The organism is Streptomyces orinoci, from assembly GCF_003121295.1.
Lineage (GTDB): Bacteria > Actinomycetota > Actinomycetes > Streptomycetales > Streptomycetaceae > Streptomyces > Streptomyces orinoci.
This window is the reverse complement of record NZ_PHNC01000016.1, coordinates 31,489-51,784: the sequence shown is the minus strand read 5'-3', so window position 1 is coordinate 51,784 and position 20,296 is coordinate 31,489. Positions and strand designations below refer to the sequence as shown.

Below are 20,296 nucleotides of genomic sequence, written 5' to 3'. Positions count from 1 at the left end.
CGGATCCCGGGTATGGTCCAATTCCATGGCTGATTCGGGTACCACTTCCGGGCCGGAGATCCTGGTCGCACTGTCGCCGGAGGCGGACGAACCACTGTGGGTGCAGCTGGGGTCCGCGCTCCGCACCGCCGTCCGTTCCGGCCGGCTGGCGCCCGGCCAGCGGCTGCCGGCCAGCCGGGTTCTCGCCGCCGATCTGGGGGTCTCCCGGCGGCTGGTGGTGGATGTGTACGACCAGCTCACGGCCGAGGGCTATCTGACCGCCCGCGCCGGGTCCGGCACCTGGGTCTGTGACCTGCCCCCGGCCACCGGTCCCGCCCGCACGGCCGCCGAGGGGAGCGAACCCCGGTCACCGCGCTGGGACTTGCGCCCCGGCGTTCCATCGCTCGCCCACTTCCCCCGCCAACAGTGGCGCCGCGCCTGGCAGTCGGCCCTCGGTGGCGCCTCCGATGCGGATCTCGGCTACCCCCATGCGGCGGGTCATCCCCGGCTGCGCCAGGCGGTCGCCGGGTACCTCACCCGGGTACGCGGTGTGGCCGCCACCCCCGAAACCACCCTGATCTGCTCCGGGTTCACCCAGGGGCTGGACCTGCTCTGCCGGACGCTGTACGCCGCCGGCGCCAGAACCGTGGCCCTGGAAGACCCCGGCCTGCCGCACCGGGCCCCGGTCATCCGCCGCGCCGGGCTGACGCCCATACCGGTACCGGTCGATGCCGAGGGCCTGGTCGTGGCGGCACTCCCCGGCGGCGGTGCCGATGCCGTACTGACCACTCCCGCCCACCAGTTCCCCACCGGAGCCGTGCTGGCGCCCCACCGGCGTGAGGCGCTGCTCGCCTGGGCGGGCCGCACCGGCGCCCTGGTGCTGGAGGACGACTACGACGGGGAGTTCCGCTTCGACCGCCGGGCGATCGGCGCCCTGCAGGGGCTGGCCCCCGACTCGGTGGTCTATCTCGGCTCCACCAGCAAGGCGCTCTCACCGGCCCTGCGCCTGGGGTGGCTGGTGGCCCCGTCCGCCCTGGTGGAACCGCTGACCGCGGGGAAGTTCCTGACCGACCACGGCACCGCCGCGCTGGACCAGCTCGCCCTCACCGAGCTGATCGGCAGTGGTGCCTACGACCGGCACATCCGGCAGAGCCGGACCCGCTACAAGGCGCGGCGCGAGGCGCTCCAGGCGGCGGTCCACCGCTATGGCGTGCCCCTGCGGCTGACCGGTGTCCCGGCCGGGGTGCAGACCCTCGCCGCCCTGCCCGAAGGCCAGGACGCGGACGCCCTCGTCCGCCGGTCCGCCGCCGAGGGCATCGCCCTGGACTCCGTCACCCGCTACCGGCTGACTCCCGCCGGGCGGCCCGGTGCGCTGGTGCTGGGCTACGGCAATATCACCCCCCATGGCATCGACCAGGCCATGGCGATCCTGGCGCGGCTGATGGCCGCCGGCCGGGGAACGCCGGATGCCGGGCCGCCCCGGCCATAAGGCAGGATGATCACTCGCGCCGGGCCAACCCCCCGCGCAGAGTCATTCCAGGCAAGGTGAAAGTTGACGCCCCATTTCTCCGCTGACGACTACTCACGACCGGTGAGCCCCCATCCCGCAGGGGGCAGCCGGTGAACCACTCCCCCACCCTGCACAATCTCATCGCCGCCGGCATCGCGCTGGTGGCGGGCCTCGCCGCGGCCCTGCTGCTGAAGGTGATCCTGCGCTGGCTCGCCGAACGGGCCCGCCGAACCCGGTGGAGCGGGGACGACATCATCGTGGACATGCTGCGCACCTCCGCCCCGGGGGCCGCGGTTGTCGCGGGCGCCGCGGCGGGGGCCTCCGCCCTGCCGCTGACCCGCGCCATGGGACACGCCGTCAACCAGACTCTGACGGCGGTGGTCATCCTCATCGTGACCCTCACCGCGGCACGGGTGATCGGCGGCCTGGTCCATTCCGTGGCCCAGTCCCGTTCCGGAGTGGCCGGATCGGCCACCATATTCGTCAACATCACGCGCATCGCGGTACTGGCGGTGGGCTCCCTGGTCATCCTGCAGACCCTGGGCATCTCCATCGCCCCGCTGCTCACCGCCCTGGGGGTGGGCGGTCTGGCGATCGCCCTGGCGCTGAAGGACACCCTGGCCAACCTGTTCGCCGGGGTGCACATCCTGGTCTCCAGGACTGTGCAGCCGGGCGACTACATCCGGCTGAGCAGCGGGGAGGAGGGCTATGTCGTGGACATCAACTGGCGCAACACGGTGGTGGAACAGCTCTCCAAGAACCTGGTCATCATCCCCAACGGGAAGCTGGCCGGCACCAATATGACCAACTTCAGCCAGCCGGAACAGAAGTTGTCGGTCACGGTGCAGGTGGGCGTCGCCTATGACAGCGACCTGGAGCAGGTGGAACGGATCACCATCGAGGTGGCCGGGGAAGTGATGAAGGATGTGGCCGGTGCCGTCCCCGACCATGAGCCCGCCGTGCGGTTCCACACCTTCGGGGACAACAGGATCGGCTTCACGGTGATCCTCGGCGTCGCCGAGTTCAGCGAGAAGTACCGCATCAAGCATGAGTTCATCAAGCGTCTGCACCGGCGCTTCCGGGCCGAGGGCATCCGGATACCCGCCCCGGAACGCACCGTTTCGCTGCGCGGAAGCACCGAGGCGCTGATCCCGCACCAGCGGATCCCCGCCGCCCGTACCGGCGAATGACCCGCTCTACCACGGCAGTTGGAGCAAGCGCGGCGCCCGGTTACCGCCCGCGGCTGACGACAGTTCACCGCCGTGCCGGGCACGCTGGGAACAGCCCGGCCCACACCGTGAAGGAGCCGTTTCCATGAAACGCCGATTCGCCCTGCCCGCCGTTGCCGCCACCGCCGCCCTGGTGGTGGGCACCCTGCTCACCACCGGCACCCCGGCCCTGGCCGAACAGCAGCCCACCCGGGTGCACTTCACCGCGAACCAGGTGAACTCCGGTCCCGACCGGGTGCACTTCTCCACGCCGGACCGGGTGCACTTCTGACCGGACCGCAGCGACCCCTACGGGCCGGGGGTCATCTCCCCGGCCCGTTGCCCGTTCATCGCCGCCCCGTACCCGGCCGGCCCGCGACAGCCGGGTAGCAGGTGCTTGTTCGGTACGGCAAGCAACCGGATGCGTAATCAGTCCTCCAGCATCGCGTCGCGCACGGGAATCCAGTCCAGAGAGGCACGGATCCCCTCTTCGAGGGAGTACTGCGGTGTCCATCCCAGCAGCCGCTGGGCACGATCGCTTCTGGTGTAGACCCCGGCTACATCACCGGGACGGGGCTCGGTGTCGATGGTGGCCAGCGGAGTGTCGACTACCTTGTTGAAGGCAGCGCAGAGTTCGCGGACGGTGGTGCCGGAGCCGGTGCCCAAGTTGATCGCCAGCGACGGCGCCGACTTCGTGAGCAGGGAGTCGAACTTGTTGATCGCCGCGATATGGGCGGCGGCGAGATCCCAGACATGCACATAGTCCCGGATACCCGACCCATCGCGGGTGGGGTAGTTGGTGCCGGTGACGGGGAAGGGCGTGCCTTCCCGGTGGGCCAGGATCATCTTGCCCAGGGCGTGGCTGGGTCGCTTGAGCTGGAGCCCGGTCCTCATCTTGGGGTCGGCGCCTATGGGGTTGAAGTACCGCAGGGACAGGACGCGCATCTGCCCGGCGGCGGCGATGTCCGCGAACATCTCCTCGCAGTGGGCCTTGGTCCGGGCGTACGGACTCTGCGGCGCCAGCGGGGAGTCCTCATCGACAGGGGAGCCGTCCTCGGCCCGGTAAATGGAACCGGAGGAGCTGAAGATCAGGCGGTCACAGCCATTGCGGCTCAGATGGCTGACGAAGTCCAGACTCTTGGCGACGTTCGCCTTGTAGTAACCAAGGGGGTCCTCGACGGACTCCGGAACGAGGATGAGTGCCGCGCAGTGCACCACCGCTGTGATGTCCGGGTGCTCCGCGAAGATCCGGTCGATCAATGTTCCGTCAGATATGTCCCCTTCGTAGAACACCCGGCCGTCGGTGAACTCTCGGCGCCCTCGGACCAGACTGTCCACAATGACGGGGGTGATGCCCTCGTCCAGGCACGCCGACACCACCGTGCTTCCGATGTAGCCGGCCCCGCCGGCGATAAGAACGGACACGTTCAATCTCTTTCCGGAAGTTTGCAGAACGACGAGTGTGTGATCGCCGGTCAGGCTGACCGTGCAAGTGCGGTTGGCCGCACCGGGCCGAGATGTGCAGCCCACCGGGTGCGGCCCGGGCCCCATGGGCCCAGGCACGCCGGGTCCCTGAACGGCTCGCTCAGCGGCGGCGTTCGGGCGCGAAGGGAATCCCCGTGGCGAGGCCGCGCCGCCCCACGACCAGGGATTCGCCGAGGAAGCTGACGCCGATGGACAGTTGGACCGGCCGCGCGTTTTCGTGCATGCCCATCTTCACCGCCAGGAAGCCGAAGGCCGCCATAATCACCAGAGTTCCGACCACGGCCAGGAACGTCTTCCCGGTGTAGCGCTGATAGAGATACCCCTGCTTCTCGGAGATCTGGATGGTGGTACCACGGTAGGCGCCCAGCGCCATACCGAGGATCGAGCCCCCGATGACCCAGCCGAGATCGGTGTTGGTCACATCCTTCATCTTGGCGAGGGAGACGCAGCCGATGATGATGAGCACCACCGGCGGCGCGAACAGGTCACGCACATTGATTGGTTCACCGATCAACCGCTTGATCACCACCGCGATCACCAACACGAGGATGATCGCCGCAAGCAGCCAGGGGTTCACAACTTACCGCCCATCTTATTAGCACGCTCACACCAAAACCCCATACTAGTACCGCAACGACAGCTGGGTGACGTGTGTGGTTCCGGCTCACTGGCGGTGCCTGGGTGAGGATGTCCCGGTGGATGAAGTCCACGACCGGGCTGTTGAGTTGGGCGCTTTGCACGTCCGGTTCCAGTGGTGTTTCCGCCGGCCGGAGCCGCCAGGACGGCTGTTGGGGTGCCTGGATTACCGGTGACAAAGCCTACCGGCCGACCGCACACGGCCTTCGCGAGTACGGCCGGCTGGCGGCCCAACTCCCCTGAAGGGGAAGCAGGTTCGAGCACGCTCCGCCGGGTGGCCGAGGAGGCGTCCCAGGACGCGGAGAACACCGGGTCAGAGATGGTGCGGTGCAGGGGTGGCGGGCACACATCCGGCCATCGCTCCACGGTGCCGGGGTGGAACGCGTTGCGGCCCCCACGCGCCAGTGCCGGGAGGAAAGTTAGGGGTACCCCCTATTGACCACCAACCCCCTAGGATGCCCATGGGTCACACGGCAGTTCGATTCAGGCACTGTCGTGTGCCATTCGCAATGACCATGCCGCAAGACATGCTGCAATCGGAAAGAGTTAGAGCATCAGTAACGTGGCAAGCCATCTGACGACCAGCCCCTGGGTAATCCAATTCCCTCCTGCTCCGGACCATCAGCTCAGACTGGTGTGCCTGCCGCACGCGGGCGGATCCGCGGCCTACTTCTTCCCGCTGTCCCGGGCCCTGGCGTCCGTCGCCAGTGTGGCGGCCGTGCAGTATCCGGGAAGGCAGGAACGGTACGCCGAACCCCTTGTCAAAGATCTCCATCGCCTTGCCGACGAGATCGCCGACGCCGTGCGGCCGCTGCTCGACCGGCCGACCGCCTTCTTCGGGCACAGCATGGGGGCCCTGCTCGCCTTCGAGGTGGTGCGCAGGCTGGAGCGGGACCCGGCGTTCACCGCCCGCCATCTGTTCCTGTCGGGCCATGGCGCCCCCTCCCGGCACTACTCGGAAGGTATCCACCTGCGAGACGACAAGGGCGTGATCGCCGCGGTCCGGGCGCTGGGCGGCAGCGACGCGGCCGTACTGGACAACCCCGAACTGCTGCGCATGGCGCTGCCGGTGCTCCGGGCCGACTTCTGCGCCGTGGAGAACTACCGGTGCGAACCGGGCGCCTCGGTGCGTTCCCCGGTCACCGTGCTCACCGGGGACGCCGATCCGCGCACCAGCTTCGACGACGCCTGCGCCTGGCGCGAGCACACAACGGGAAACTGTGACGTCCGGGTCTTCCCCGGCGGCCACTTCTACCTCAACGACCAGCGCGAAAAAGTCGTCAAACTGCTCTTGACGGATCTTGAAGCCGCAATCGAACAAACCTAGGGTCGAGGTGCGGTTGCCGTTGATGTCGCGACAAATCTGCTGAAGTGACAGCAACGGCCCTGGCGCTGACCTGACGCGTCTGATATGCGGCTGCCACGGGGGAAACGTTGTCTGCGTACTCTTACGAACATGAGCGGGGGCTGTCCGTACTCACGCAGTGGTACGGCAGCGCACGGCAGGGACAGGGCCAGGTCGTCCTGATCAGCGGGGCCGGAGGGAGCGGCAAGACCACGCTCCTGGCGAGATTCACCGACCGGGCGGCGGCGGACGACGCGTTGCTGCTGGACGCGACCGGCTCTGCCACCGAAAGCGGATGGACCTTTGGCCTGGTGCGCAAACTCCTGGAGAGCGCGCCCCCTTCCGCCGGCTGGGCCGCCCGGGCCCTTGGGCTGCTGGACGAGGCCCCGGCCACCACCACCGAACAGCAACTGGCCCTGCTGCCTGGGCTGACCGGCACCGTGCTCGAGGCGGCGCGCGGCCGCCCGGTGGTGGTGGCCGTGGACGATGTGCACTTCGGGGACGGCGCGTCCTTGCAGTTCCTGCTGCACCTGGCCCGGCGCGCCCGGCGGGCCAGGGTACTGATGGTGCTGACCCAGCCGGGCCGCCCGCACCACGACCAGCTGGGGCTGCGCGCCGAGCTCGGCCGTCAACCGCACTGCCACCAGCTGCGGTTAGCGCCATTGAGCGAGGAGGCGGTGCAGCGGCTGCTGACCGAGCGGCTGGGGGCGCCCCCGACAGCCCAGCTGGCCGCCGAGACCCATGCCGCCACCGGCGGCAACCCCTTGCTGCTGCGGGCCCTGCTGGAGGACCAGACGGACGGCATCCCGCCGGCCGGGACGCCGCTGCGGCGCGGCGAGAGCTATGCCCATGCGGTGCAGGAGAGCCTGCACCGCATGGGCCCCACCGCCCCGGTCATCGCGCGCGGCCTGGCCGCTCTCGGTGAGTCCGCGACGCCGTCCCTGCTCGCCCGGCTGCTCGGGCTGTCCGTCACGGTGGTCGAGCAGGGGCTGCGCGACCTGGACCGCGGCGGGCTGCTGACTCAGGGCACATTCCGCGACCCCGCCGCCGTATCGGCCGTCCTGCACGCGGCGCCCGGCCCGCTGCTGGCCGAACTGCACGGCAGGGCCGCCGAGTTGCTGCACCAGGATGGCGCCATCGCCATTGAGGTGGCCCGGCATCTGCTGAACTCCCGGACCATATCCGCCCCCTGGGCGCTCCAGGCTCTCCAGGAGGCGGCCGACTACGCGCTGGCCATGGACGACGCCGAGTTCGCCCGCCGCTGCCTGGCGCGGGCCGCCGACGCCTGCGAGGATCCGCGCACCAACGCCCGGCTGCGCACCAGGCTGATGAACTTGCTGTGGCAGAACGACCCCACCACGGCCGAGGGCCAGCTGTCCGCCCTGCTGCCGCGGCTGGCCGCGGGCGGGCTGCCGCCGGACGACCTGGTGCTGTGCATGACCTATCTGGCCTGGGCCAAGCGCCAGGACCAGGCGATGGACCTGCTGGACTCCCTGGAGCGCTCCGGCGCCGCCGACCAGCCGCGCACCCGTGCCGCGATCACCGCCTGCCACCGCTGGATGGGCATGGTCAACCCCGGTCTGCGCCGGCGGCCCATGCCGCAGCCGGTGGCCGCGCCGGCGGATGAACCGCTCGGCGGCACCCTGGACGTCGCCCATCTGCACGCCGCCTCGGCCGTGCTCACCGCCCTGTCCGGTCCGGGCGCCGAGGAGGCCGCGCGGCAGGCGGTCCGGCTGCTGCAGCGCTACTGCCTCGGCGACGGCTATCTGCAGCCGCTGGTCTACGCGTTGTGGTCGCTGGTGTACGCCGGACGTACCGATGTGGCCCAGCACTGGTGCGAGCGCCTGCTCGGCGAGTGCACGGGCCACAGTGCGCCCGCCTGGCAGGCGGCGCTGACCGCGGTCCGGGGCGAGATCGCCCTGCGCCAGGGCGATCTGCCCGGCGCCCAGCGGTACATCGAGTCGGCGCTGGCCCTGCTGCCCCTGGCGGGCTGGGGGCTGACCGCGTACTACCCGCTGGCCACACTGATCCAGGCGTACACCGGCCGGGGCCGCTACGAGGACGCCATGCGGCTGCTCCAGCACAGCGGCTCCCAAGCGCATCTGCAGACCCTGCCGGGCCTGCACTTCCGGCGGGCCAGGGGCCAGTGGTTCATGGCCACCGGCCGGCTGCACGCCGCGCTGGAGGAGTTCCTGGCCTGCGGCGAGAGCATGGGGCGCTGGGACATGGACGTGCCCGAGCTGGTGCCGTGGCGGCTGGAGGCGGCGAACGCCTGGCTGGCCCTGGGCAACCAGGCCAAGGCGGCACAGCTGGTGGAGGAACAGCTGCGCATCAGTCCGCACCGGGCCCGGGCCGGCACGCTGCGCCTGCTGGGCAGCGTCCGGGAGGGCCGCGCCCGCATCGAGCCGCTGCAGCAGGCCATCGCCCTGCTGGAAGACGGCGGCGACCGGATCCAGCTGGCGCTGGCCCTCGGCGAACTGGGCCGGGCCCACCAGGAGCTGGGCGACATCCACGAGGCGCGCTCGCTGGCGCGCCGGGCCTGGCACATGGCCAGGATCTGCGAGGCCGAACCGCTGTGCCGGCAACTGATGCCCGGGCATATGGACAGCGAACCGGAGGCCGCGGCCACCGAAGCCGTGATGCCGAAGGCGGCGGAGGAACTCACCGAGGCGGAAAGCCGGGTGGCGATGCTGGCCGCCCATGGCCACACCAACCGTCAGATCGCCGCCCGGCTTTATGTCACCGTCAGCACCGTGGAACAGCATCTGACCCGGATCTACCGGAAATTGAACGTCCAGCGGCGCCGCGACCTGGCCAAATCGCTGGCCGCGCGGCCGGGTCGCAACGGCTACCGGGAGGGCCGGCCGACCGCCGGGGTGGGCGGGGGCTGACGGCGTTTTACGCCCGGTTCACATGATCTTCACCGCTGCTTACCGGTGAAGGCCCACAGTTGATGCATCGTCAGCTTCTCTTGGGGGCCGCCGTTGCCCCCTCCCGCGCCGCCGCGCCGCGCCGGCGGCGTCCGGTCCCGCGCACCACGGACGGAAGGACCCATGAACTCACTGATCGAACGCGGTGGAGAGGTGACCCGGCTCCGGCTTTTCACCGGCCGGGGCCGGCAGCGCCCGGACCGGGCCCATTCCGCGGTCGGTGTCATCGGCGGCCCGGCCGGCTCGGGCAAATCCGCTCTGCTGCGCGACGCCATCGAGGATGCCGAGGCGCAGGGCATCACCGTGCTGTCCGCCCTCGCCTCACCCGCCGAACGGGGCCTCCCCTACGGGGTGGTGGACCAGCTGCTGCCCGAACTGCGTCTGGTCCACTGCGGCCCGCTGCGGGCGCGCATCGCGGTGAAACGCGCGCTGTCCCGGACGGCGGGCAACGGCCCGGTCCTGCTGGCCGTGGACGACATCCACTTCGCCGACCCCCGCTCCGTACAGTGCCTGCTGCACGCGGTGCGCCAGGACCTCACCGGCCGGATGTCCCTGCTGGTCACGCACACCCCCGGCGTCCTTCCCGCGTCCCTGGCGCTCACCCGCCTGCTGGAACTGGCGGATGACATGCGCCTGACGCTGCGCCCGCTGAGCGTCCTGGGGGTCGGCCGGCTGCTGTCCGAGCGCAAGATCCCCGGGTCGGTGCGCCGCGCTCCCGAGGTGCATGCGCGCACCGGCGGCTCACCGCGGCTGGCCATGGCCTTCCTCGGCGAGCCGGGCGGCGCACCCGGCGAGACGGCGGCCGGGGAACCGTTCCAGCAGGCCGCGCTGGACGGGGTGCGGCGCAGCGGCCGGGATGCGGTCAAGACCGCGCATGGCCTCGCCGTGCTCGGCAAGGAGGCCACGGTGCCGCTGCTGGCCGAGCTGCTGGGCCTGCGGCCGGGCAGGGTGCGCGGGGCCCTGGCCGCGCTGGAGGGGGCCGGGATCACCGAGGACACCGCCTTCCGCCACCCGGCGGTGCGTACCGCCGTGCTGGAGGCACTGCCCGTGCCCGAGCGGCACCGGCTGCGCCGCCGGGCGGCCGGACTGCTGCACCGGACCGGTGCGGACCCGGTGGTGGTGGCGGCGCAGCTGCTGGACGCCGATCCGCCACCGGGCCGGCGGCCGCGGTGGATCTGCCGCACCCTGGCGACGGCGGCCGAGCTGGCGCTGGAACGCGGCCAGGCCGAACTGGCCAGGCGGTTTCTGAAGGCTGCCGAGGACCGCAGCCGGGAGGGGGAACGGCTGCAGCTCACAGCCCGCCGGGCCCAGATCGCCGGCTGGCTCAACCCCGGTGAGGCGGCTGCCCAGTTGCGTGCGCTGGCCTCCCCGGCGGGCAACGGGCTGCTGCCGGCGGAGAGCGCGCTGCGGCTGGCGCCCCAGCTGCTGCGTCATGGCCATCTCGAGGAGGCGGCCCGGGTCATGGCCACTGCCCGTGACGCCGCCGGCCGCTCGCCCGGAGGAGACCCGATCCGCAGTGAACTCGCCTTTGCCGAGAGGCTGTTGGCGGTCACCTATCCGGGAGTGTGCCCGGCGTCGGCCTCGGTGGCCGTGCCCGCGGCGGTCCGCCCGGCCGATCCCAGGCTGCCGGCCCTGGCCGCGCTGGCGGCCGCCCTGTCCCCGGCCGGCGGCCAGGGTGTGCAGGCGGACGCGGAACGGGCGCTGGAGGCCCTCGGCCCGGCCGATCCGAGCGCGGTGGAAGTGGTGGAGGCGGCGCTGATGGCGCTGGTCTGCACCGACCGGCCGGAACAGGCCGCGCACTGGTGCGAGCGGCTGCTCTCCCAGCCGGAACACCTTGGCTCACCGGCCTGCCGGGCCGTGGTGACGGCCGTCAAGGGCCTGACGGCGCTGCGCCGGGGACGGCTGGACGCGGCGGCCAACGCCGCCTGCTCCGCCCTGGAGCTGCTGCCGCCGCATGGCTGGGGGGTGGCCATCGGCCTGCCGCTTTCGGTGCTGGTCGAGGCGCGGACGGGCCAGGGACGGCACCGGGAGGCGTCCATGGCGCTGCTGGCCCATCCGGTGCCGCAGGCGATGTACCGCACCCGGTATGCACTGCACTTTCTGCACGCCCGCGCCCGGCACCAGCTGGCCACGGGGCGGGCGCACGCGGCGCTGGCGGACTTCATGGAGTGCGACGAGCTGATGCGCCGGTGGCGGATGGACCTGGCGGCGCTGCTGCCCTGGCGGGCGGGTGCGGCGGAGGCACTGCTGCAGTCGGGTTCCCCGCAGGACGCCTCCCGCTTCGCCGCCGCGGAACTGGCCCGTCCGGTGGCCGGCGGGCGCAGGGCCCGGGGCAAGGCGCTGCGGGTGCTGGCCGCGGCCCACCAGCCGGAGCGCCGCCGGGAGATCCTGGAAAAAGCCCTGGCGGAGATCCGTGAGTCCGGTGATCTGTACGAGACGGCGCGGATCCTGGCCGATCTGGGCGAGGTCTACAAACGGCAAGGTGACCAGGGCAAGGGCTGGCTGCTGGTGCGGCAGGCGCTGCGCACGGCCGACCGGTGCGGCGCGGAAGGGCTTTACCACTCGCTTCAGCCACCGGCATCCCGTGACTCCGCCGCCGCGGCGGGCCGGCCGCCGGCGGCCGCCAGAGCCGCTGCCCAGGGCGCTGAACTGACCGCCGCCGAGCGGCGGGTGGCGTCGCTGGCCGCGCGCGGCCACACCAACCGGGAGATCGCCGCGAAGCTCTACATCACGGTCAGCACGGTCGAGCAGCATCTGACCCGGGTGTACCGCAAGGTGAAGGTGACCCGGCGTCAGGATCTGTCGGGCCGTCTCGACCTGGACGTCGCCGACACCGCCTGAACACAGGGCGGTTACCGGAAAGCGACGGAGGAGCGGGCGTCGGCCGGGGGAATACCGGCGCCCGCTTCCGCCACGCTGCCGAACGGGGGCACCGGCAGCGGGTCTTGAGAGGGCCCTGCGCATCACTGGTCAGGATGCGTGCTTGGCCACCACCGACTCCAGGTAGGAGACCATGGCCTCGATGCCCGGCAGGCCCAGCATCCGGCGGTGCGCTTCGCGGATGCCGGTGGTGAACCGCTCCTCGGTCAGCACCCGGTGGCAGGCCGCGGCCACGCCCTCGGCGGTGACGTCCGTACAGTGCACGCCCAGGTCCAACGCGGCGAGCCGCTCGGCGTTGTGGTGGTGGTCGCCGAACTGCGGCAGGGCCACCATGGGCACTCCCTGGCGCACCGCCTCGCGCACGCTGTTGTATCCGCCGTGGCTGACGAACAGCTGCGCCGCCTGGAGCAGCAGCATCTGCGGCAGCCAGTCCATCACGATGACATTGTCCCCGGGGGTGACGTCCTCCACGGCGATGCCGGCGGTGCCCACCACCGCGTGGCAGTCCAGGCTCGACAGCCCCTCGATGATGGCGCGCAGGGTGTGCGCGGGCTCCAGCATGCCCTCGGGCGGGTTGATGCCCATGGCCTTGAGGTTCATCACGGTGGGCAGGGCGCTGCCCACCGAGGCGACCACCAGCGGGCGGTCACCGGGGAGTTCGGCCAGCCGCGGCGGCAGCCCCTCGGTGTCCTTGAGGGTGGCGGGCTGGCGGTAGGCCACCGCCTCGGGCACCTCGTACTGGGTGAAGGAGTGCGAGGAGGGGACGCAGTCGATGCGGCCGTAGGGGTAGATGGACCAAGGGTCGCTCTGCGGGACCAGACCCACCTCCTGGCGCCGCTCGTTGAGGAACGGCAGCAGGCCGGCCGGGTCGGTGACATTGGTGGGGCCGGACGGGCAGGAGACATGGGGAATGCCGAGCGCCTCGGCGACCAGGACGCCGGTCAGCTCCCCGCCGTCCCGCAGCACCAGATCGGGGCGGAATTCCTTGGCGATGGGCAGGATCGTGCGGAAGGTGCTGGTGATGTGCGGACCGCCGCCCCAGAGGATCATCTGGAGCCGGTTGTCGACCACGACTTCCTCGTCCGGATTGTTCTTCCGGCGCTCGTCGCCGAGCGAGAAGATGGCCTGCATCACCTCGAAGATTCCCGGCATCACGGGATCGACCCGTACAGGGGCGCCCTCGAAAACACTCGCCAGGTGTTCCGGTGCCGTCACCATCACCTCGTGGCCGGCCTCGGCCAACGCCGTTGCCAGCGGCAGCACTTCATTGGCGTGCCCCTGGGTGCCGGTCACCGTACAGAATACCCGCATCGTCAATCCACTTCCGCCGTAAGCCGTTTCCGCTGTGCCGGAATTACTTGGAAACATTTACCCGGCGGCCGGATTCACCGGCAACCCCTACCCGCCCCACCTTCGGGCCCCGTAGCCACTGCACCGCGACACCCAGAGTACGGACGAACACCATCGCCATGGCCATCAGCACGAAGAAGGCCGCCACACCATCGGCGTCTATGTGGTGCTTGTACGCCCAGACACCGAAGTCATGGCCGAAGGAGGTGATGTTCTCCAGGGACCAGATAAACGCCAGCCGGGCCACCAGAACAGTCAGCCAGATGGCCAGATAAGGAAGTCCGGCCCGGGTATAGGTCTTTCCGGTGGCCTGGTCCTTTTCCACCTTCATGGTGTAGAGCAGGCCGATACCGATCACCACGCCGATGCCCACACCGGTTCCGGCCACCGTCATGTTCGGCGTGGTGAACTTCAGGTCCTTCAGCATGCTCCAGGCGAAGAACACCACCAGCCCCATGGGCAGCAGCAATTTGAAGAGATTGAATCGGTGCCGCCCCACCTGAGTGAAGAGCACGATCGCAATCAGAATCCCGGCCAGTGTCAGCGCGTCGCGCATTCCGCTGCTCACCGCGCACCTCCCAATCCGTTTGTACAGACGTTGACTTTAGGTGCGCGGCCGGGACATGTCCTGGCCCCTTGGGTTGAGAAGAGGGGTGGACTTTTCCACCGGACGTCCACCCCCCTGCCCACCCCTACCGGGGCGGGGTCACCGGTCGAGCAGCCACTGGTGCACCACCTGGGCGGTGCCCGCCGCGTGATCCTCCATCATCGAGAAGTGGTCACCCGGCGCGTCGGCGATGCTGTGCTCCAGCGGCCACACCGACCGCCAGTCGTCCGTGCCGCGCCAGGCGGCCAGCGGCTCGGTGGCCCGCACCAGCAGCGTCCCGGTGGCCACCGGCCGCGGCCGCCAGTCCCGGAACAGCCGGAAGTAGCCGGTCATTGCGGTCAGCCTGGTCTCGTCCACGGCACCGAAGCCGGCCGCTCCCTGCTCGTCCCGGACCCCTTCGACCCGGGTCTGTACACCGGTCAGTGCCTGGTCGCTCAGCGGATAGGGGTCGATCAGCACCAGTGCCTCCGGGGCCTGGCCGCGTTCTTCCAGCAGCGAGGTCAGGGAGTGGACGAGCATTCCGCCGGAGGAATGCGCGGCCAGCACAAACGGCCGCTCCCCGACATGGGCCAGCAGCGCCTCGGCATGCGCCCGGGCCAGCGCCCCGATGCTCGCGGGCAGCGGTTCACCCGGCAGGAAGCCGGGCGCCGGCAGCACCGACACATCCCGCACACCCCGCAGAGCCGCGGCGAACCGCGCATACTCGTGCGGCCCCGACATCGGCAGGATGGAGGGAACACACACCAGCTCCGGCCCGGTCTCGCCCTTCGCCAGTCGTACGAGGTCCAACTCGCCGCGCAACTGCCCCGGTTCCTCGAAGGACGGGCGGAACTCGGTGACCGCGGTGAGCAGATGGACGAACTCCTGCATCCGCCCGCTCTCCGCGGCCTGCCGTGCCATGGCGGTGATCAGGCTCTCCCGCCCGCCGCCGGCCGGCCCGGCGGCCGGCTCCGGCTCGTCCCCGGTGCCCTCCCCCAACGCGGCCATCCGCTGGGCGAGATGGGCGGCCAGTGCCTCGGGCGTGGGGTTCTCGAACACCACGGTGGCGGTCAGCCGCACTCCGGCCGCGGCACCGAGACGGTTGCGCAGCTCCACCGCGCCCAGCGAGTCGAAGCCCAGCTCCAGAAAACGACGGGTGGGCGAGACGGCCTCGGCGTCACCATAACCCAGGATCAGCGCCGCCTGGTGGCGGACGAACTCCAGCACCACGCCCGGCCGTTCGGCCTCCGCCGCCTCGGTGAAGCGCCGCAGCAGCGACCCCTCTGCCTCCCCGCCGCCCGCCGCCGCCCGCCGCGGGGCCGCCTTGACCAGCCCGCGCAGCAGCGGGGGCACGCTCTGGCCGCGCGCCGCGGACAGATCCAGCTTCATCGGCAGCAGCAGCGTGCCGTCCCCCGACAGCACGGTGTCGAAGCGGGCCAGCCCTTCCTCGGCGGTGAGGCCGGGGATGCGCCCGGCGGTGCGCGCCGCCGCCTCCTCGCCATTGGTCTCGCCGATGCGGGCCAGGCTGTCCAGCCACAGGCCCCAGGCCATCGCGTGCGCGGGCAGGCCCTGGGCGCGCCGGTGGTGGGCGAGGGCGTCCAGGAAGGCGTTGGCCGCCGCGTAGTTGGCCTGGCCCGGGTTGCCCAGCACCCCGGCGGCCGAGGAGAACACCACAAAGGCCGACAGCCCCAGGTCCCGGGTCAGCTCGTGCAGCAGCCAGGCCGCGTCCACCTTGGGGCGCAGCACCGTGGCCAGCCGCTCGGGCGTCTGGGTCTCGATCACGCCGTCGTCCAGCACTCCGGCGCTGTGGATGACCGCGGTCAGCGGCCGGTCCTCCGGGATACCCGCCAGCAGCGTGGCCAGTTGCCCGCGATCGGCGGTGTCGCAGGCGGCAATGGTCACCCGCGCGCCCAGCGCCTCCAGTTCTCCGGCGAGGGCGGACGCCTCGGGGGCCGCCATGCCGCGCCGGCTGGTGAGCAGCAGCCGGCGCACTCCATGCCGGGTGACCAGGTGGCGGGCGAGGAGCGCGCCCAGCGTGCCGGTGCCCCCGGTGATCAGGACGGTGCCCGAGGCGTCCAGGACAGGCGCCTGGTCTTCCTCCGCCGCGTCGGCGCTCACCGGCACCCGGGCCAGCCGCGGCGCCAGGGCCCGGCCCGAGCGCAGCGCGATCTCCAGTTCGTCACTGGCCGCGGCCGCCGGCAGGGCCGCCGCGGCGTCCTGCGCGCCGTCGAGGTCGATCAGCTGGAACCGGCCGGGGTGTTCCGAGGCCGCCGAGCGCAGCAGGCCCCATACGGGGGCGTGGGTGAGACCGGGGACGTCCTCCGCCGGGCCGGTGGCCACCGCATGGCGGGTGACGACCACCAGCCGCGACCGGTCCAGGCGCTCGTCCGCCAGCCAGTGCCGTACCAGTTCCAGCGCCTGCCGGGCGGCCCGGTGGGCCCCCTCGGTCACCGGTGCGCCGTCCGGCTCGGCCATCCCCAGCGGCGCGAACACCACCGCGGGCACATCCCCGCCGCCGTCCAGGTACGAGGCCAGTGCGGCCAGGTCCGGGTAGGCCGGCGAACCGGGGACGTCCAGACCATCGCCGACGACGGCGGTGGCGCCCCGGCCGGGTGAGGGCAGCGCCAGCGGCGTCCATTCGACCTGGAACAGCGCCTCATGGTGACGGCCGCCGGCAGCGCTCAGCTTGTCCGCCGCGATCCGCCGTACCACCAGCGCTTGGGCCGAGACCACCGGTCTGCCCTGCTCGTCCGCCGCCTCAAGGGAGAGCGCTTCCTCGCCCTCGACGGGGGCGAAGCGCACCCGCAGCCGGGAGGCGCCGACCGCGTGCAGGCCGACCCCGCGCCAGGAGAAGGGCACCCAGAACCCTTCGCCCGCCTCACCGCTGTCCATACCGAGCGAGGCCCCGACGCCCACCGCGTGCATGGCCGAGTCCAGCAGGGCCGGGTGCACTCCGAACTCCCCGGCCGTCGCCCGGTGTTCGTCCGGCAGCTCCACCTCGGCGTAGATCTCCTCGCCGCGGCGCCACACCCGGCGCAGCCCCTGGAAGGCCGGGCCATAGCCGATGCCGGAGGCGGCGAAGGCCTCATAGAGACCGTCCGCCGCCACCGGCTCACAGCCCTGCGGCGGCCACACCCCCGCAAGGCCGCCGGCATCCGCCGCCGCCTGCGGGGCGAGGAAACCGCCGGCATTGCGCGTCCACTCCCCCTCCTCCTCATCCGGCCGGGAATAGACGGCCACCGGCCGACGGCCCGATTCGTCCGGCGCGCCAACCGTGAGCTGCACCGCGACCCCGCCGTGCTCGGGCAGGATCAGCGGCGCCTCGAACGTCAGCTCCTCCAGGCCGGCGCAGCCCGCCCGCTCCCCCGCCTGCAGGGCGAGCTCCACAAAGGCGGTACCGGGCAGCAGTACGGTGCCCAGCGCGGCATGGTCGGCCAGCCAGGGATGACTGCGCAGGGAGAGCCGCCCGGAGAACAGCAGCGCCCCGGAGTCGGCCGAATCGATGACCGCGGACAGCAGCGGATGCCCGGCCGGTGTCAGTCCCGCGCCCGCCACATCGCCCGGCAGGGCGCCCGGTTCCAGCCAGTAACGCTCTCGTTGGAAGGCGTAGGTGGGCAGCTCCACCCGCTTCCCGCCCGGTATGAGCAGGCTCCAGTCGGGCCGGGCGCCATGGGCGTACGCGGTGGCCACGGCGGTCAGGAAGCGGCGCGCGCCGCCCTCGTCGCGGCGCAGGGTGGGCAGGGCGACAGCCGTGGAACGGGCGTCCTCCAGCACCCCCTCCAGCGGCACGGTCAGCACCGGGTGCGGGCTGATCTCGATGAACATCTGGTGTCCGGCGGCAAGCAGGGAGCGCACCGCCCGGTCGAACTCCACCGTCTGCCGCATATTCCGGTACCAGTACCGGGCGTCCATGGTGGTGGTGTCCAGCAGCTCCCCGGTGACGGTGGAGTACAGCGGCACCGTGGCGGCCAGCGGTCTGACCGGCTCCAGGTCGGCGAGCACCTGCTCGCGCACCGCCTCCACCTGGGCGGAGTGCCCGGCCGCGTTGGCCCCGGGGATGCGGCGCACCCGGATGTCCTCGGCCTGAAGCGCTGCGACGAACTCCTCCACGGCCTCCGGCTGCCCGGCGACCACACACGCGCCGGGACCGTTGACCACGGCCACCGACAGCCGCTCGTCCCAGGCCGCCACCCGCCGGCGGATCTCCTCCACGGGGGCGAGCACCGAGGCCATGGCGCCCTGCCCCATCAGGGTCAGCAGCGCCTTGCTGCGCAGCCCCACGATCCGCGCCGCGTCCTTCAGGGTCAGCGCCCCGGCCACATGGGCGGCGGCGATCTCGCCCTGGGAGTGGCCGACCACGGCGGCCGGCTCGACGCCGCAGGAGCGCCAAAGCGCGGCCAGCGACACCATGGTGGTGAACAGCATGGGCTGAAGCACATCCAGCCGGTCGGCGGGCGGCGCGCCCTCGGCGCCGCGGAGCGCGTCGGCCACCGACCAGCCGGTGAACTCGGCGAACGCGGCGTCACAGGCGGCCACCTGGTCCGCGAACACCGGTGAGCTGTCGAGGAGTTCACGAGCCATGCCCAGCCACTGGGAGCCCTGCCCGGGGAAGACGAACACCACCTTGCGGTCGGGCCGGGCCACGGCCCGGGTGGTGCCGGTCACCAACTCCCCTTCCGCCAGGGCGGTGAGCCCGCCCAGGGCGGCGTCGCGGTCGCCCTCCGGGACGACCACGGCGGCCCGGTGGTCGAAGATGGCGCGCGTGGTCAGCAGGGAGTGCGCCACATCCGACAGCCTCAGGTCCGGGTGGTCCACGAGGTGGGCCCGCAGCCGCTCGGCCTGGCCGCGCAGCCCCTGCTCGGAGGGGGCGGACAGCAGCAGGGTGGCCAGTTCCGAATCCAGCGGCGCCGCACCGGCGTTGTCCGGCCCGGCGTTGTCCGCCCCGGACTCCGCGCCGGTCTCGGTGCCGGGCTCCGTGCCGGAAGGTTCCTCCGCACCGGCCTCGGGCGCCTGCTCCAGGATGATGTGCGCATTGGTGCCACTGACACCGAAGGAGGAGACGCCCGCCCGGCGCGGCTCACCGGTCTCCGGCCAGGGCCGGGCCTCGGTGAGCACCGCTACCCCGCCGCCCTCCCAGTCGATCTTGGTGGAGACCTTGTCCACATGCAGGGTCCTCGGCAATCGGCCGTGGCGCAGGGCCTGGACGGTCTTGATGACGCCGCCCACCCCGGCCGCCGCCTGGGTGTGGCCCACATTGGACTTGAACGAGCCCAGCCACAGCGGGCGTTGGGCGTCCCGGCCCTTGCCGTAGGTGGCCATCAGCGCCTGGGCCTCGATCGGGTCGCCCAGCGCGGTTCCCGTGCCATGGGCCTCCACCGCGTCGATCTGCTCAGGGGCCAGCCGGGCGTCCGCCAGTGCTTCCAGGATCACTCGCTGCTGGGACGGGCCGTTGGGGGCGCTCAGTCCATTGGACGCCCCGTCCTGGTTGACCGCCGAGCCGCGCACCACCGCCAGGATCCGGCGGCCGTTGCGCCGCGCGTCCGACAGCCGCTCCAGCAGCAGCATGCCGGCACCCTCGGAGAAGCCGGCGCCGTCGGCCGAGTCGGAGAACGCCTTGCACCGGCCGTCCGCCGACAGCCCTTGCTGCTTGCTGACCGCGACAAACGACCCGGGGGCGCACATCACGGTGGCACCGCCGGCCAGGGCCAGCGAGCACTCGCCCCGGCGCAGCGCCTGCACGGCCAGATGCAGCGTGACCAACGAGGACGAGCAGGCCGTGTCCACCGTCATGGCCGGTCCCACCAGGCCGAAGGTATAGGCGATCCGTCCGGAGGCCACGGACCCGGAGGTGCCGATCGCCAGGAAGCTCTCCACGCCCTCCGGAATATCGGGACCCTGGGCGAGATAGTCGGTGTTGTTCATCAGCCCGGCGAATACCCCGGTGCGGCTGCCGCGCAGCCCGGCGGGATCCACCCCGGCGCTTTCAAACGCCTCCCAGGATGCCTCCAGCAGCAGCCGCTGCTGCGGGTCCATCGCCAGCGCCTCACGCGGCGAGATCCCGAAGAACGCCGGATCGAACTCCCCCGCGCCTTTGAGGAATCCACCGTGCCGGGTGGTGGAACCATCCAGGTCGGACGCCTCCCAGCCGCGGTCGTCGGGAAATTCCGAGATGCCCTCGCGCCCGTCGCGCACCATTTCCCACAGCTCGTCGGGGGACCCCACCCCGCCGGGGAAACGACAGCTCATACCGACGATCGCAATGGGCTCACGGGCGTTGGACTCGGTTTCCCGCAAACGCTGACGGGTCTCATGCAGATCGGCCGTGACCTGCTTCAGAAAACGGCGGAGCTTTTCCTCGTTGGACATCGCTGGTCTCTAACTCCTAGG

Annotated in this window: 10 protein-coding genes and 1 pseudogene; 6 read left to right on the top strand and 5 right to left on the bottom strand. The window is 71.6% G+C overall.

From position 1 onward, the window contains the following. The first annotated feature begins 25 nt into the window (after positions 1-25). The 3 genes from pdxR to CV755_RS12530 all read left to right on the top strand — a co-directional run bounded on the left by pdxR (position 26) and on the right by CV755_RS12530 (position 2,989). Positions 26-1,468, top strand: a complete 1,443-nt coding sequence (pdxR, locus tag CV755_RS12540) for a MocR-like pyridoxine biosynthesis transcription factor PdxR (RefSeq protein WP_109280298.1) — start codon at positions 26-28, stop codon at positions 1,466-1,468. A 131-nt stretch (positions 1,469-1,599) separates the two neighbouring features. Beyond that, positions 1,600-2,679 carry a mechanosensitive ion channel family protein gene (locus tag CV755_RS12535; protein ID WP_109280297.1) on the top strand — a complete coding sequence of 360 codons (1,080 nt, stop codon included), beginning with the start codon at positions 1,600-1,602 and terminating at the stop codon, positions 2,677-2,679. Between the two features lie 124 nt (positions 2,680-2,803). After that, on the top strand, positions 2,804-2,989 hold the full coding sequence (locus CV755_RS12530) for a hypothetical protein (RefSeq protein WP_109280296.1): 186 nt from the start codon (positions 2,804-2,806) through the stop codon (positions 2,987-2,989). A 137-nt stretch (positions 2,990-3,126) separates the two neighbouring features. Here the strand turns inward: CV755_RS12530 and galE are convergent, their stop codons facing one another. Both galE and CV755_RS12520 read right to left on the bottom strand, forming a co-directional pair. Further along, positions 3,127-4,122, bottom strand: coding sequence for a UDP-glucose 4-epimerase GalE (gene galE / locus CV755_RS12525; protein WP_109280295.1), 996 nt, complete (start codon positions 4,120-4,122; stop codon positions 3,127-3,129). A 160-nt stretch (positions 4,123-4,282) separates the two neighbouring features. Next, a complete protein-coding gene (locus CV755_RS12520) occupies positions 4,283-4,759 on the bottom strand; it encodes a DUF1453 family protein (RefSeq protein ID WP_109280294.1) in 477 nt (158 codons plus the stop codon). Positions 4,760-5,452: 693 nt separating this feature from the next. Here CV755_RS12520 and CV755_RS12515 point away from each other — a divergent pair. From CV755_RS12515 to CV755_RS36685, 3 genes are all read left to right on the top strand, one after another. Then, complete coding sequence (locus CV755_RS12515; RefSeq protein ID WP_277751806.1) at positions 5,453-6,145, top strand: thioesterase II family protein; 693 nt, start codon at positions 5,453-5,455, stop codon at positions 6,143-6,145. Positions 6,146-6,252: 107 nt separating this feature from the next. Next, positions 6,253-9,054 carry an AAA family ATPase gene (locus CV755_RS12510; protein ID WP_109280292.1) on the top strand — a complete coding sequence of 934 codons (2,802 nt, stop codon included), beginning with the start codon at positions 6,253-6,255 and terminating at the stop codon, positions 9,052-9,054. Between the two features lie 162 nt (positions 9,055-9,216). Further along, the gene (locus CV755_RS36685; protein WP_109280291.1) at positions 9,217-11,934 is read left to right on the top strand and encodes a LuxR C-terminal-related transcriptional regulator; all 2,718 of its coding nucleotides are present in this window, start codon (positions 9,217-9,219) and stop codon (positions 11,932-11,934) included. Between the two features lie 129 nt (positions 11,935-12,063). On the opposite strand, the gene CV755_RS12500 is transcribed toward CV755_RS36685, so the two are convergent. The 3 genes and pseudogenes from CV755_RS12500 to CV755_RS12490 form a co-directional block, all read right to left on the bottom strand. Beyond that, complete coding sequence (locus tag CV755_RS12500; RefSeq protein ID WP_161968673.1) at positions 12,064-13,284, bottom strand: glycosyltransferase; 1,221 nt, start codon at positions 13,282-13,284, stop codon at positions 12,064-12,066. 43 nt (positions 13,285-13,327) lie between these two features. Beyond that, entirely contained in the window at positions 13,328-13,879 is a 552-nt protein-coding gene (locus CV755_RS12495) for a CcdC protein domain-containing protein (protein ID WP_193553399.1), read from the bottom strand. A 150-nt stretch (positions 13,880-14,029) separates the two neighbouring features. Further along, positions 14,030-20,275, bottom strand: a pseudogene (locus tag CV755_RS12490) (type I polyketide synthase); the annotation flags it as partial. Between the last annotated feature and the right edge of the window lie 21 nt (positions 20,276-20,296).